Origin of the sequence: Bradyrhizobium sp., from assembly GCF_050014615.1 — a bacterium.
Lineage (GTDB): Bacteria > Pseudomonadota > Alphaproteobacteria > Rhizobiales > Xanthobacteraceae > Bradyrhizobium.
Window position 1 is genome coordinate 12886 of sequence record NZ_JBEKCZ010000053.1, and the last position, 15021, is coordinate 27906.

General features: G+C 61.5%; 12 protein-coding genes and 2 pseudogenes. 10 read left to right on the forward strand and 4 right to left on the reverse strand.

Translation table 11 applies throughout. The annotated features are described in order from the left end of the window. The first annotated feature begins 119 nt into the window (after positions 1-119). Together ABR948_RS11185 and ABR948_RS11190 are read left to right on the forward strand one after the other, a co-directional pair. On the forward strand, positions 120-320 hold the full coding sequence (locus ABR948_RS11185; protein WP_428117189.1) for a DUF6894 family protein: 201 nt from the start codon (positions 120-122) through the stop codon (positions 318-320). 91 nt (positions 321-411) lie between these two features. Beyond that, positions 412-1026: a response regulator transcription factor gene (locus ABR948_RS11190; protein ID WP_428117192.1), complete on the forward strand. Its 615-nt coding sequence runs from the start codon at positions 412-414 to the stop codon at positions 1024-1026. Between the two features lie 240 nt (positions 1027-1266). Here ABR948_RS11190 and ABR948_RS11195 read toward each other — a convergent pair whose 3' ends face one another. Then, a complete protein-coding gene (locus ABR948_RS11195; protein WP_428117194.1) occupies positions 1267-2454 on the reverse strand; it encodes an FAD-dependent oxidoreductase in 1188 nt (395 codons plus the stop codon). A gap of 44 nt (positions 2455-2498) precedes the next feature. Beyond that, the gene (locus ABR948_RS11200; protein WP_428117197.1) at positions 2499-3485 is read right to left on the reverse strand and encodes a tripartite tricarboxylate transporter substrate-binding protein; all 987 of its coding nucleotides are present in this window, start codon (positions 3483-3485) and stop codon (positions 2499-2501) included. A 298-nt stretch (positions 3486-3783) separates the two neighbouring features. Between ABR948_RS11200 and ABR948_RS11205 the strand changes: the two genes are divergently transcribed. The 8 genes and pseudogenes from ABR948_RS11205 to ABR948_RS11240 all read left to right on the forward strand — a co-directional run. After that, positions 3784-6069, forward strand: coding sequence for a molybdopterin guanine dinucleotide-containing S/N-oxide reductase (locus ABR948_RS11205; protein ID WP_428117200.1), 2286 nt, complete (start codon positions 3784-3786; stop codon positions 6067-6069). Between the two features lie 87 nt (positions 6070-6156). After that, a complete protein-coding gene (locus ABR948_RS11210; RefSeq protein ID WP_428117202.1) occupies positions 6157-7098 on the forward strand; it encodes a 4-hydroxy-tetrahydrodipicolinate synthase family protein in 942 nt (313 codons plus the stop codon). 35 nt (positions 7099-7133) lie between these two features. Next, positions 7134-7913, forward strand: coding sequence for an SDR family oxidoreductase (locus tag ABR948_RS11215; RefSeq protein WP_428117205.1), 780 nt, complete (start codon positions 7134-7136; stop codon positions 7911-7913). A 24-nt stretch (positions 7914-7937) separates the two neighbouring features. Beyond that, on the forward strand, positions 7938-8906 hold the full coding sequence (locus ABR948_RS11220) for a Bug family tripartite tricarboxylate transporter substrate binding protein (protein WP_428117208.1): 969 nt from the start codon (positions 7938-7940) through the stop codon (positions 8904-8906). Positions 8907-9099: 193 nt separating this feature from the next. Then, a complete protein-coding gene (locus ABR948_RS11225; RefSeq protein ID WP_428117211.1) occupies positions 9100-10194 on the forward strand; it encodes a DUF2336 domain-containing protein in 1095 nt (364 codons plus the stop codon). 6 nt (positions 10195-10200) lie between these two features. After that, positions 10201-10449 carry a PilZ domain-containing protein gene (locus ABR948_RS11230; protein ID WP_428117214.1) on the forward strand — a complete coding sequence of 83 codons (249 nt, stop codon included), beginning with the start codon at positions 10201-10203 and terminating at the stop codon, positions 10447-10449. A gap of 295 nt (positions 10450-10744) precedes the next feature. Next, positions 10745-11896, forward strand: a complete 1152-nt coding sequence (locus ABR948_RS11235) for an FIST signal transduction protein (protein WP_428117217.1) — start codon at positions 10745-10747, stop codon at positions 11894-11896. A 188-nt stretch (positions 11897-12084) separates the two neighbouring features. Then, positions 12085-13803 (forward strand): annotated as a pseudogene (locus ABR948_RS11240) (putative bifunctional diguanylate cyclase/phosphodiesterase); the annotation flags it as partial. A 38-nt stretch (positions 13804-13841) separates the two neighbouring features. Here ABR948_RS11240 and ABR948_RS11245 read toward each other — a convergent pair. Beyond that, positions 13842-14663 carry an enoyl-CoA hydratase gene (locus tag ABR948_RS11245; RefSeq protein WP_428117220.1) on the reverse strand — a complete coding sequence of 274 codons (822 nt, stop codon included), beginning with the start codon at positions 14661-14663 and terminating at the stop codon, positions 13842-13844. A 144-nt stretch (positions 14664-14807) separates the two neighbouring features. Continuing rightward, positions 14808-15021 (reverse strand): annotated as a pseudogene (locus tag ABR948_RS11250) (L,D-transpeptidase family protein); the annotation flags it as partial.

A 15021-nucleotide genomic window follows, 5' to 3' on the forward strand; every position in this document is an offset into this window, starting at 1 on the left:
TAGTTTGCAGCGCTGAGTCTCCCTGTGGCCCGCCATTTGAGCTGTATGGTCGATCAAAATCAACCGTCGTGCCCAGTTCTTAATTCTTAAATCGCTTACAAAATTGGACGGAGCGGTCAATGCGCTTTTATTTCGATATTCGGGACGGTGTTCCTGCGCGCGATAATACGGGCAAGGAATTCGAATGCGTTCCAGCAGCTATTACCCACGCAGAGGAGCTGGCGGCCGAATTTCGCAGTCAGCGAGAGCCGAAAGGACAGAATTCGCGGATTTGTGTCGTGAGCGAGAATGGCGCGGTGGTGCATGAAGAGAAGCTGTGAAAGCCACGGACGATACCCCTGGAGCAGCAGGGTTAAGACCCTTGCGTTGCCCGCCACGTCTACACGGACCGAGCCTGGAAGCAGTATTTGTATGGCAACTCAATCGCCCGGCAAGGGCGACATCTTCGTCGTCGAACCGGACCCTATTTCCCGTAACGAACTCTCCACTAGACTTTCTTGGGCGCGCTACGAGGTCACGTGCTTTGCGGACGGTACCGCACTCTTGATGGTCGCGCGCTGGAGATGCCCGACATGCATCATACTGGATCTAGGCTTGCCGTCGAAATCTGGGCTGCTGACTCTGGAAGAACTCAGTGCTCTGGATTATCCCGCACCGGTCATTATGATTTCAGACGGTGGAACGATTGGCACGGCGGTCAGCGCCATCAAGAGAGGCGCAGCGGATTTTCTTCTAAAGCCGGTTGGCTGCGAGGATCTCGTGCAGAGCGTTGAGCTGGCTGTCAAAGACCGTTCTCAGCGCAAGCTTGGCGCGAGAGGGCGCATGTCACCCGATACCCGCGGACGCGATTCTTTAACGCGCCGTGAAAGTGAAATTCTTGAACAAGTCATGACCGGCAATTCAAACAAGGAAATCGGACTGATTCTCGGCATCAGTCCTCGTACCGTCGAAGATCACCGCGCTAGGGTTCTGAAGAAATTGGGCGCGAAGAATACGGCCGAGCTTATTCGGCTTGTCCTAGCGTGACGGCTTGTCGCAGGAATACAGGATCACCTCAGGGCCTTCAGCGCGCCCATACTCGCTAGCGGATAGAGCTGCTGTTTGCTGCGGTGCATGAGTCTCTTGTTGGCACCTTTGAGACCTGCCGGACGACACTGAAAATGTCTGCTGATTGGGGACGACCGAAAGTGGCAGGCGCGTGATCAGAACCGGACTGCCCGAACCGAACGTTGCCTCACCCGACGTGACTCCCGGCAAAGCGTCGCTTTATCCCAGCTGTTCCGCCCGACGCAGGCTGCCGATCATCGAGACTTTCAGCAGATAGTCGTGGGTCAACGCGGGATCGGCGGCGGTCCGCCGCAGCAAATCCCGGAATTCATTGTCGGCCGCTTCGAGATTTCTCTTGTTCTGAATCGACTGGCGCTCGACATGTTCCTTGGTGACCAGCCGGCGCTGCAGGTCGAAGCGATCGAGTTCGGTCTCGGGCCTGGTGCCGCGCCAGACCTCGATCAGGCGCGCGGTCAGGTTGATCGCATCGTGAATGCCGCCATTCATGCCCATACCGCCGAGCGGATTGTTGACATGCGCGGCATCGCCGATCAGGAAGGCGCGGCCGCGGCGGAATGCGCCGGCGACGCGCTGATGGACACGGTAGAGCGTGGTGTGGGCGATCTCATAGCTGTCGATGCCGGGCACCACCTGCGCCATCAGCGTTTGCGCGAATTCCGGCGACAGCGCGAGTTCGTCGCTCTCCTCCGCCGCGATCCGGAACATCACGCGCCACAGTTTTGGGATTTGCAGCAGGAAATGCCAGCGTACGGGATCGGCCAGATAGCTCACCGGGTCGAGGTTGGGAATAGCGCTATAGAAATCGAACGGCGTGGAGACCACCAGATAACGATCGGGCCACGTAAAACCATCGAATTCGATGCCGAGCGAACGCCTGACGTCGCTGCGCGCGCCGTCCGCGCCGATCAGCCAGCGATAGCGTTGGGTCTCGCTGCTGCCGTCGCGCTCGACCGTCACCGTGACACTGTCGCGGTCTTGTGTCACGGCGCGAACCGGGCTCGAAAACGCGATCTCGAAATTCGGATCGGCGCGCAGCCTGTCGTGGATGATCCGGGTCAGTTTCGACTGTTCGCATTGCAGCCGGAACGGATGCCGCGTCTCGTCGGCGATAGCGCCGAAATCGAATTGCGCGATCAGCCCGTCGCGGCGGTTGCGGTACTGGAATTTCGGCGCGATCAATCCTTGCGCGATCAAGGGCTCGACGACGCCGAGGTCGGCCAGCATGTCGAGCGTCGGCGGGTGAAACGTCGACGCCCGGGATTCGGTGCTGAGATCAGGTCCGCCTTCCAAGACAGTCACGGGAACGCCATGACGAACCAGATTGGCCGCGGCCACCAGGCCGACCGGTCCGGCGCCGGCGATCAGAACTCTGTCAGATATGGTCATGTGTGTTCCGGCGGTCTGGCGGTTGTCGATGGTATGGGGTCAGTTTATTCCGCCTTGATACCCGCGGCCTTGACGATCGGCCACCATTTCGCGATCTCGGCCGTTTGATAGGCGCGCAGCGCTTCCGGGGTCTGCTGTTCGCGCGGATAGATTTCCTGGCCGATGTCGGCGAGCCGCTTGCGCACGGTCGGGTCGGCGAGGCTCTCCACCACGGCGCTGTTGAGTTTGTCGATGATCTCCTTCGGCGTGTCCTTCGGAACCCACATCCCGGTCCAGACCGGCAGATAAAGGCCCGGCAATCCGGCTTCGTCCACCGTCGGAATGTCGGGAGCGGCCTCCGCGCGGGTCCCGGACATCACGGCGTAGGAGCGGATGGCGCCCTGCTGGATCTGCGGCAGCGAACTCGACAATTGATCGAAGATCAGATCGATCTGCCCGGCCACCAAAGCCTGCATCGAGGGTCCGCTGCCGCGATAGGGAATGAACTGAACGCGGGTGCCGGTCAGGGTCTCGAACAGGATGCCGCCAAGATGCGTGGCCGCTCCGGCTCCCGACGTTCCCGCCAGAATCTTGTCCGGGTTGGCCTTCACCCATGCGATCAGCTCCTTGAGATCTTTCGCCGGCACGTCTTTCCTGGAGACAACAACGGAAGGATTGTTGGCCAGCAGCGCCACCGGCTCGAGATCCCTCAACAAATCGAACGGCAGGTTATAAACCGCGCCGGTCAGCACATGCGAGTTCATCGGCCCGACGCTGACCGTATATCCGTCGGGTGCCGCGCGCGCGACGCGGCCGACGCCGATGGTGCCGGCCGCGCCGGTCACGTTTTCGATGATGACGGGCTGCCCGAGCAAGACCTGCATTCTGGCGCCGATGATCCGTGCCAGCGTATCGGTCGGTCCACCGGCCGAGAACGGCAATATCATCGTGATCGGATGCGACGGATAATTTTCTCCGGTTGCTGGTCCCACGGCAATAAAGCAGCCGCAGGCCGCCGCGATGACAGACCAAAAAATCCGCTTGCTGATCATGTTGTCCCGCCGGCCGACCGCAACGCGGTGAAACTAGAGAGTTCCTCACGCAGGGGAAAGGTTACAAAAACGGCATCATGGCGCCTTTTCGATATCCCGTTCGCCGGTGCAGAGGAGGCATTCCCGGACGCTTATCCACGGCCGAACACTGGTTTTGCCAGCCACCAGCCTGTATAAACGCAAGAGTAAGCCCGACGGACTTGCAACACGGCGTCATGCAATCTGAGGACTTGGGTTCAAAACTTTCTTCCGCAACCGTCCACGTCTTCCTCATCGGCGCGGCAGAATCTCGGTCTCGATGACGATCACCCGATTCCCTTCTTTGGCTCATTGGGGCGCGTTCAGCGCCCTGGTGGAGAACGGCCGCGTCATCGGGTGTGAACCTTTCGCGCGCGACGCCGCGCCGTCACCGATGCTCGCGGCGATCCCGGAGATGGTGCACTCGCCATTGAGGATTGGCCGCCCGGCGATCCGCGAAGGCTGGCGCGAGGGGCGGCCGCGCAGCGGCACCGATCGTTTTCTCGAAGTAGACTGGGACGAGGCGCTCGATATTGTCGCCGGCGAATTGACGCGGGTGCGCGGCGCCTTCGGCGATACCGCGATTTTCGGCGGCTCCTATGGATGGTCGTCGGCGGGGCGGCTGCATCATGCACGCACGCTGGTTCGCCGTTTCCTGTTCCAGGGCGGCGGCTGTGTCGATCAGGTCGGAAACTACAGCTGGGGCGCGGCGCAGTTTCTGCTGCCGCATGTCATCGGCACCTATCAGCCGGTGACCGGTCGCGTGACCGACTGGACCTCGGTGGTCAAACATACCCGCCTCATCCTCGCCTTCGGCGGATTGCGGATCGAGAACAGCCAGGTCACCTCGGGCGGGACCGGTTCACACGTGCTGGAAAGCTGGCTCGGCCGGGCCAAGGCGGCCGGCATCGAATTTGTCGTCATCAGTCCGACCCGCTCGGATGCGCCGCAATTTCTCGACGCGCAATGGCTTGCGGTCCGCCCCAATACCGATACCGCGCTGATGCTGGCGATGGCCCATACGCTCATTGTGGAACGGCGGCACGATCGCGATTTTCTGGATCGCTACTGCACCGGTTTCGACGTGTTGCGCCGCTATCTGATGGGCGAGGCCGACGGAACGGCCAAGGATGCGGACTGGGCCGCGGCGATCTGCGGCATCGACGCGCAGACCATCCGCGATCTGGCGCGACGCGCTTCGCAAACGCGCAGCCTGATCACCTGCACCTGGTCGCTGCAGCGCGCGCATCACGGCGAGCAGCCTTATTGGGCGGCGATCGCGCTGGCCGCGATGCTGGGCGGCATCGGCCTGCCGGGTGGCGGATTTGCGTTCGGCCATGGTTCGCTCAACGGGGTCGGTGTGCCGCGCGCGGATTTGCCCGGCCCGGAAATCTCGACGCCGCCCAATCCGGCCAACAGCGCCATCCCGGTCGCGCGTATCGCCGACATGCTGCTCGAGCCCGGCGGCGCCTACGAATTCAACGGCCGTTCCCGGACCTATCCCGATATCCGGCTGGTGTACTGGGCCGGCGGCAATCCGTTTCATCATCATCAGGATCTCAATCGTCTGCGGCGGGCCTGGCAGAAGCCGGAAACCATCATTGTCCATGACAGCTGGTGGACCCCGACCGCGCGGCATGCGGATATCGTTTTGCCGGCGACGACCTCGCTGGAACGCAATGATGTCGGCGGCTCGTCGCGCGATCCGTTCGTGTTTGCGATGCATCGCGCCATTGCGCCCGTCGGTGAGGCGCGCGACGATTTTGATATCTTTCGCGACCTCGCCCGGCGGCTCGGCTATGAGGAGGCGTTCACCGCGGGCCGCGACGAGATGGCCTGGTGCCGCTGGATCTACCAGCGCATGCATTCCGGGGCCGCCAAGAAGAACGTCGCGCTGCCGGACTTCGATAAGTTCTGGAGCGACGGCTTTGCCGAATTGCCGCTGCCTGCCGAGGACTTCGTGTTGTTCGACGAGTTTCGGCGCGATCCGAAGCTTTATCCACTCAGCACGCCGTCCGGCAAGATCGAGATCGCCTCAAAGACGATCGCGGGCTTCGGCTACGCCGACTGCCCGCCGCATCCCGCTTGGCTGGCGCCGGCGGAGTGGCTTGGCAGCGGCAGCGCCGCGCGCTGGCCGCTGCATCTGGTCACGCATCAACCGGGAGACCGGCTGCATAGCCAGATGGACCCGGCATCGGTGTCGCGCGGCCACAAGGTGCACGGCCGCGAGCAGATCAGAATCAATCCGGACGATGCCGGTCGGCGCAACATCAAGACCGGCGATGTGGTTCGCGTGTTCAACGCGCGCGGGGCTTGCCTCGCCGCCGCGCAGGTCGATCCCGCGGTCTCGCCGCAGGTCGTGATGATGGCGACCGGCGCCTGGTTCGATCCGGCGGACGCCGCCGGCGATCCCGAGCGGCACGGCAATCCCAATGTCCTGACCCTCGATGTCGGCACCTCCCGGTTGACGCAGGGTCCCAGCGCGCTCAGTGCGCTGGTCGAGATCGAGCCCTGGAGCGCTCCGCTGCCGCCGATCCAGGCATGGACCCCGCCCACATTTGCATGAGCGAACCGATCGAACCATGATAGTTTCGCGGTCAACCTGGATGACCGACCCGCAAGTCAAGATTGCAAAAATAAACGGAGACGTGAGATGTCGAACAAGAAGCTGACCGGTTCATTTGTCGCCCTGATCACGCCGTTCAACAGGGATGGCTCGGTCGACTTCGCGGCGTTTCGCACCCTGCTTAGATTTCACGAAGACCACGGCACCAGCGCGATCCTGATCATGGGGTCGACCGGGGAAAGTTCGATGCTGTCGCCCGAGGAGAAGAAGCAGATCATCGTCGAGACCGCCAAGATGAAGACCAGCCGGATGCCGATCTTCTTCGGCTGCACCGGCAACAACACCGACTCGACGATCGCGAGCGTCAAATTCGCCAAGGACAACGGCGCCGACGGCGCCATCCTGGCCGCGCCCGCCTATATCTGCGCGCCCGAAGCCGATATCGAACGCTTCTTCCTCGATGTCGCCGACGCCACCGACCTGCCGCTCGGTATCTACAACAATCCGCCGCGGGTGAAGAGCGATCTGCACTGGGACAATCTGCTGCGGATCTTCAAGCACCCGAACTATGTCGTGCACAAGGAATCCACCGGCCGGGTCGGCCAGGTCGCCCAGGTTCTGGCCGGCAAGCCCAATGTCGCGGTGATGTGCTGCGACAGCCCCAATCTCGGCCTCGTGGTGCCGACCATGAGCCTCGGCGGTCACGGGACCGCCAACATGACCGGCAACATCGCGCCGGCCGAACTCGCTACCATCTCGACGCCATGGACTAGCTATGCCGAGGCCGAAGGCTTCAAGAACGCCTATCTCTCGCTGCTGCCGCTGTTGCATTACACCTATTCGGCGATCAATCCGGTCGCGGTGAAATCGCTGATGAAGGCGCTTGGCATGCCGGCCGGCGATCTGCGCAAGCCGCTCACCAATCTCGAAGGCGAAGCGCTCGCCAAGGGTATTCGGATCGTTCAGGAGCTCGAACTCGACAAGCGCTACGGCTACAAGCTCAACCCGCTGTCGGCCGTCGCGGCCTGAACCGCAGATTTAAAGCGCAGACTTAAAGCAGATTCATGGACCTCGACATCCGCGGCCGCAAGGCCCTCCTGAGCGGCGCCAGCCGCGGAATGGGCAAGGCCTGCGCCATGGCGCTCGCGCGCGAAGGCGTCGATATCACCATCGTGGCGCGGACCCGCGATGTGCTCGAAGATGCCTGTGCGGAGATCCGCGCCGCCACCGGCGCCGCCGTGACGCCGGTGGTGGGCGACATCACCACCTCACAAGGCCGCGCCGCCGCGCTCAAGGCCTGTCCCGAGCCCGACATTCTGCTCAACAATGCCGACGGTCGACCGCCCGGCGATTTCCGGGACTGGCGGCATGACGACTGGATCAGCGCGCTCGATTCGATGATGCTCAGTCCGATCGAGATGATGCGGTTGACCGTCGACGGCATGATGACGCGCGGCTTCGGCCGCATCGTCAATATTGTCTCGCGCAGCGTCAAGATTCCGCAGGCCGAACTCGGGCTGTCGAACGGCGCGCGCTCCGGCCTGGTCGGCTTTGTCGCCGGACTGGCGCGGCAGACCGTCGCGCGCAACGTCACCATCAACAATCTGCTGCCCGGCATTTTCGACAGCGATGCGCAGATCAGGCATATCGAAGGCATGCTCGAGCCGGGCGGTAAATCCTTCGATCAGATCTGGCGCGAACGCGCCGCCGCCAATCCGGCCAGGCGTTACGGCCGCCCGGACGAATTGGGCGCCTATTTCGCGTTTCTGTGTTCCGCTCATGCCGGCTTCGTCACCGGCCAAAACATATTGATCGACGGGGGAAGCTACCCGGGGACCTTCTAGTTCGAAAACTTGAGAGGATCCTCAATGAAATATCTGCACGTCGTTGCCGCGCTGGGCGCTGTCCTGTTCGTGTCGGCGCCAGTGATGGCCGACACCTATCCAAGCCGGCCGGTCACCGTCGTCGTGCCTTATCCCGCCGGCGGTTCCGTCGATGGGGTGGCCCGCATCATTGCGCAGCGGCTGACCGAGGCGCTGGGCCAGGGCTTCATCGTTGAAAACCGGGCGGGCGGTGTCGGCGGCATTGTCGGCGCCAGCTACGTCGCCCGGGCGGCGGCGGATGGCTACACCCTGATGCTGACGGCCTCGATCCATGTGGTGACGCCATATCTGCGCAAGACGATGCCCTACGACGTCGTCGCGGATTTCACGCCGATCACGCTGGTCGCGTCCGGACCGCTGCTCGTCAGCACGACGCCGACCGTGCCGGCCAACACGCTCGCCGAATTCTTCGATCTGGTGCGCAAGGATCCCGGCAAATATACCTTTGCGACCTCGAGTTTCGGCTCGGCTGGCCATCTGGCGATCGAATTGCTCAAGCGCGATGCCGGCGTCGAGACACTGGTTGTCGCCTACAAGGGTGGTGGTCCCGCATTGAACGATCTGATGAGCGGCACCGTGCAACTGATCGCCGATCCGATGTTGTCCTCGTTGCCGCTGGCCAAGGCCGGAAACATCAAGGCGCTCGCCGTGACCAGCACCAAGCGCGTCGCGATTGCGCCCGAAATTCCCACCGTTGCCGAGTCCGGCATGAAAGGTTTCGATTTCGCCTCCTGGTATGGCCTATGGGCGCCGAAGGGGCTGCCGGCGGATCTGGTGACGAAGATCCAGACCGAGGTCACCAAGATCGTGCAACGGCCTGATGTCAAAGAGCAGTTTGCCTTGCTCGGGTTTGAGCCGATCGGCTCGACCCCGGATTATTTCGCGAAATACATCAAGGACGAGATGGCGAAATACCAAGAGATCGTCAGGGACGCCAACATCAAAGCCGAATGACGGGCGAGAGATCGATCGCTTCAAACGGCGCGGACCGGGCCCGCGATGCCTTGGCTGCGTGCCCTTCGGTTAACCACTTTGCGGCGGGAATTAACCGGCTAGCAAGAAAGCTGTGCCTAAAATCCACTATAGTTCGCTCAATATTTTTTAGTCGCTAGCCGTATTTTATCGTGCCAACGAAGGCATCAGCAGCATGCTGCAACCGTCTGTTTCCGTTATCGCCGAACTCGAGGAGGCCGTCAGAAGCGGCTCGTCGGCGAGGCGTGTCAGCACTCTTCGACGGGTCACGGATCTCTTCCTCTATGACGGGGAGCGCCTGAGCGAGGACCAGATCAAGGTTTTCGACGACGTCCTGTGTCATCTGGTCGCTCACGTCGAAACCCGCGTCAAAGCCGAACTGAGCGAGCGGATTGCGACGCTGGAATACGCTCCCTCGGGGGTGATCGAGCGTCTCGCATGGGACGATCAAATCGCCGTCGCCGGTTCAGTACTGTCCAACTCCAGCCGTCTGACCACCAGCACGCTGGTCGATATCGCCAAGGCCAAGGGCCAGGATCATCTGCTTGCCATTTCGGGGCGCTCAAACCTGCCCGAGGCTGTCACCGACGTGATCGTCGATCGCGGCGAACGCAAGGTCATCCGCAACCTTGCCAACAACACAAGCGCGCGCTTTTCAGATACCGGCTATAAGGGCATGGTCGAGCACGCCGAAGCCGACGACGAACTGACCGAGATACTTGGGCTTCGGATTGATTTGCCTCTCAGTTTCCTGCGCGATCTGTTGCAGCGCGCCACCGAGGCGGTGCGCGCCAGGCTCGCGTTGATCGCGCCTGCCGAACTGCAGGAAGAGATTCATCGTGTTCTGAAAGCGATCGCCGGCAAGACGCGAGGGGAAAGCCCGCCGACGCGGGATTTCAGCCGGGCCGAAGCGGTGGTGAAGCGGATGAAAGGCATGAACGAACTCAACGACGCTGCCATTATCAGATTCGCCGAAACCAAAAAATTCGATGAAGTCGCCGCGTCGCTCGCCGTTCTCAACAACAGCGCACCGGCCAACATGATGGCGCGGCTGCTGGAGGGCGTCCGCGCCGATCTCATCCTGGTCCCCTGCAAATCGGCCGGTTTAGGCTGGGCGGCAGTCGAAGCAATCCTTCGCAATCGCCCGATCAAGCACCGCATCGACGACGCCACGCTGAAGCTCGCATCAAAGGATTATAGCAAATTGTCCGTGGAAACGGCCGAGCGCACCGTGCGCTTCTGGCAACTTCATGACAAAATCGAGAAGTAAATTTCGATGACCCACCCGCGCCTTTACAAGCGAGTTCGGCCGTCCGGCTTGATGTCCAGCAAGGCCAAGATCATTGTGGACCCCAAGTCCAAGCCGGTTGACTGCAGACTTGTGGATTATTCCGCCGGCGGCGCGTGCCTTGAAGTGTTCCCGATGGTGCCGTTGCCGGACCGTATTGAATTCGTTCATGGCACGGTCAGAAAGAAGTGCCGCATCGTCTGGCGCCGCGGAATCCGGATCGGCGTCTCATTCTAGTATATTGCTAGTCGCCAAATTCCTGGTCGCCAAATTGCTAGCCATGTCCTGATGCCGCTCCGTGGTGTCGGTTGCCGCCGATCAGATCGAGCAAGGTCAGCGAACCCAGAACATATCGCGTATGACCGGAACCGGCCATGGCGCCGGGCGCGGCGTTAGGGAAGTGTCAAGCATAGAAATTGAATCACACTCGGGCGCGCCGGCGTCGGCGCTTATCTAACGAACTTTTCAGTGGGCAACCAGTAAGGTTTACGCTTCGCAACCATCGGGAGTTGGTTACAGCGGAGCAGAAGCAATGCACTCGCGGCAAATCACATGGAATGCGCGAGCCGGTTGGACTCCGGTCAAAGCGGAACCGGACGACGTCTCGCTTGTGTTCTACTTCGGTGCCCGTGAAATGTTGGCCTGTGGTACGCGCTATGGCGAATTGCGCAACATGTTCCCGATGGCCCATATTTTGGGTTGCAGTACCGGCGGACAAATCAACAACGCTGATGTCAGCGATGATGAAATCGTCGCGGCGGCGATTCGCTTTGATTCAACACAGTTGCGGCTGGTCCATCAGGACATCGCCGACGCGCAGCAGTCGCGCAGTTGCGGCGAGACCATCGGGCGAGCTCTGAGCCGGGAAGATCTGGCCGGGGTATTCGTGCTTTCGGATGGTTTGAACGTCAATGGCAGCGAACTTGTCAGCGGGCTGGTCGCTGCGATCGGACCGGGAATCCCAATCACCGGCGGACTGGCCGGCGACGGCGCCAGCTTTGCGGATACGCTTGTCGGAGGCGACTGTGTTCCCCGGGCGCGGATGGTGGTCGGTATCGGCTTTTACGGCAGCGCCATCAGAATCGGCCACGGCAGCGCCGGTGGTTGGGATTTGTTCGGACCGCGGCGGCAAGTGACCAGGTCGAGCGGAAACGTTCTGTTCGAACTCGACGGCAAGCCCGCTCTTGATCTCTACGAACATTATCTGGGTCCTGAAGATTCGAAGGGGCTTCCCGGTTCGGCGCTGTTGTTTCCAATCCAGGTCTACGATGCCAGGAAACCTGATTCTTCCGTGGTGCGGACCGTGCTGGCGGTCGATCACGAATCCCGGTCGATGACTTTTGCCGGCGACGTTCCGCAAGGGTGGACGGCGCAATTGATGCGGGGGAATCTCGACCGGCTGGCGGAGGGCGCCGCGGACGCCGCGCGTCAGGCGCGCACCGGTCTCGACGCAAGTGAGGCAGACCATCAATTTTCGATCCTCGTGAGTTGCATCGGCCGGCGACTGCTGATGGGGCAGCGCGTCAGCGATGAGACCGAGGCCGCGGGCGTGGAACTCGGATCCGACACCCTCAGAGTTGGCTTCTACTCTTACGGCGAGATTTCGCCGCATGCCAAATCCGGAATTTGCGGGCTTCACAATCAGACCATGACAGTCACCTCATTCGCCGAGGTGGGGGCATAGTCGTGCACCGTCTGATCGCCAGGCAAATCGCAAAAGCGACCGACGCTACGGGCGCGGTTGATATGGCTGAGCTCGCGACGCTCGTCGCCAGTGCCTATGAGGAGTTTGATCGCGATCGGCGGCGTACGGACCGATCGATGTCGCTGATGATCGAAGAGATCGACGCGATCAATTGCAATCTCGAACGGCTTGTCGCCAAACGCACCTCCGAGCTGCGGGTAATAGAAGCGGATCTGCGGGCGCAAAACATGCGTTTTGATATCGCGATCAACAATATGGTGCAGGGCCTCCTGCTGTATGATTCATTGGGGCGGTTGATCGTCTGCAACCAGCGCTACATTGAAATGTATGGGCTATCGCCCGACGTGGTGAAGCCGGGCCTCGGCTTTCGGGATCTGATCTTACATCGAAAAGAGACCGGATCCTTCAAGGGCGACGTTGACGTCTTCTGCTCGTCAGTCTGGCGCAGCGTAGCGATGGGGAAAGTCACTCACAATGTCGTGGAGACCAACGACGGGCGTTCAATACAGATCGTCAACAAGCCGCTGCTCAAGGGCGGATGGGTCACCACGCACGAGGATATCACCGAGCGCCGGCGCGCGGAGGAGCGGATCACCCATCTTGCGCATTATGACGCGCTGACCGATCTGCCCAACCGCGCCTTGTTTCACGACCAGCTCAAACGGGAACTGGCTCGCATTGAGCCTGGCGAACAGCTGGCGGTGCTCTATATCGACATCGATGAATTCAAGAGTGTCAATGATACGCTTGGGCATATGATCGGCGATGAGTTGCTGAAGTCCGTCGCCGTCAGCCTCGGCCGCTGCATCGGCGGCGCTGATTTCGTGGCCCGGCTTGGCGGCGACGAATTCGCCATCGTTCAGACCACGATCAAGGCTCCAGCCGATGCCTCCGACCTTGCGACGCGAATTTTCGATTCGATCCGGGCGCCCTATGACTGTCATGGCCATCAGGTCACCACCGACGCCAGCATCGGTATTGCGCTGGCACCGCAGCACGGGGCCGACCTCGATCAAATTCTGAAGAACGCGGATCTGGCGATGTATGCGGCCAAATCCGCTGGGCGCCGGACCTATCGTTTCTTCGAGCCGGACATGGACGCGCAGGTCAAGGCGCGCCGGATTTTGGAAATGAATCTGCGCCAGGCAATGTCGGACGGTGCGCTGGAGGTTTACTACCAGCCCTGCGTCAGCCTTACGGACAACAAGATCACCAGCTGCGAAGCCCTGGTGCGCTGGCGGCATCCCGAGCGCGGCATGATTCCGCCTTCCGAGTTCATCCCGATCGCCGAAGAGACCGGTCTGATCAATCAGCTTGGCGAATGGGTGCTGACCACGGCCTGCGCGGAGGCCATGACTTGGCCCGACGACATCAAGCTCGCGGTCAACGTCTCGCCGGTTCAATTCAAGAGCGGCACCCTGGCATTGAAGATCGTCGCCGCGCTGTCGGCATCGGGTTTGCCGGCGGACCGGCTGGAACTGGAGATCACCGAAGCGGTCCTGATCCGTGACGACGACGCCGCGCTCACCATTCTGCATCAGCTTCGTGCCATCGGGGTACGGATCGCGCTCGACGATTTTGGCACCGGCTATTCCTCGCTGAGCTATCTGCAGCGTTTTCCGTTCGACAAGATCAAGATCGATCGCTGCTTTGTCGCCGATATCGCGGGGCCCGACGGGTCATCGTGTATTGTGCAGGCTGTCGTGAATATCGCTGCGGCGCGCCACATGATGACCACCGCCGAAGGCGTCGAGACGCAGCAGCAGCAGGAATTGCTGCGCGCGCTCGGCTGTACCGAAATGCAGGGTTATCTTTTCAGTCCGCCGGTACCGGCAGCCGACATCAAACGACTATTGCTGTCGAGCCGCGACAGGGCTGTGGCTTAGTCGGCAGGTGAAATTCCTGCTCAATGCAATAGCTGGCGTTATCGCCCGGTAAAACGCGGCTTGCGCTTGTCCATGAAGGCGCGCCGGCCCTCGCGGAAATCATCCGAATCCATGCAGGCGGTGCCGATCGCCTTGATCGCCTTCATGTCGCGTTTGTCGGGATCCTTCAGCACCTGCGCGATGGTGATCTTGGCCGCTTGAATGGCCAGCGGGGCGTTGCCGGAAATGGTGCGGGCGATATCCGATGTCGCGTTCCACAGCTCGGTGTCGGGCACCACGCGATCGACCAGGCCGATCCGCAATGCTTCGGCGGAATCGATCCGCATGCCGGTATACAGCAGGAGCCGCGCCCAGGATGGGCCGACCAGCGAGACCAGATGGTTGAGGCCCTCATAGCCGTAGGCGATGCCGAGCTTGGCGGCTGGAATGCCGAACTGGCTGTTTTCGGCGGCAATACGGATATCGGCCAGCATCGCGATCTGCATGCCGCCGCCGAGGCAGAAACCCCGGATGCAGGCGATGGTCGGTTTCGGATAATCCGCCAGCAAGGCGCGCTGCGCGTCGCTGCGCTTGCCATATTCTTCCGACGCCTGCGCGTTATGGCGGTTTTTTTCGAACTGGCTGATATCGGCGCCCGACATGAATGCCTTGTCGCCGGCGCCGGTCAGGATCACGACGCGTACCTCGGGATCGTCGCGCAATTCGATCAGTGCCGCGCCCAGTCCTTCCCACATGTCGAGCGACATGGCGTTGCGCTTGTCCGGATTGTTGAAGGTGACGGTGCCGACGCCCTCGGCGACGCTCTGCAGGATCTTGCCGTCGGCGTAGGATTTGTCGGCGCTTTTCGGGACATCTAGCATGGGTGGGGCTTTCGGTAAGGACGGATGTGCGACGGCCGAAATCCACCCGCGCGAAAGCCGGCCGTGGCGCCATTTTAGCCCAGCCTTCGGTGACGCGGGGAATAATTACCCCGCGCCAGACCGGCAACGGTCATTCCATAATGCTTATTGTGCGAGATGCGCCGTCAGCGGGTGATTGGCCGCCTTGTTGAAGAAGGCCGCTTCCTCGGCGGTGGCTTCCAGGAGCTGCTCGTCCTGGTCGTAGATGTCGTTGCGGAACTGGATCGTCTGGTCCCTGGTCATCCACGCCGTGAGATAGATCCAGGCCACCGGGACTTTTTTCGGCAGCACAATGTCCTCGCGCTGGCCGGTGGCGATG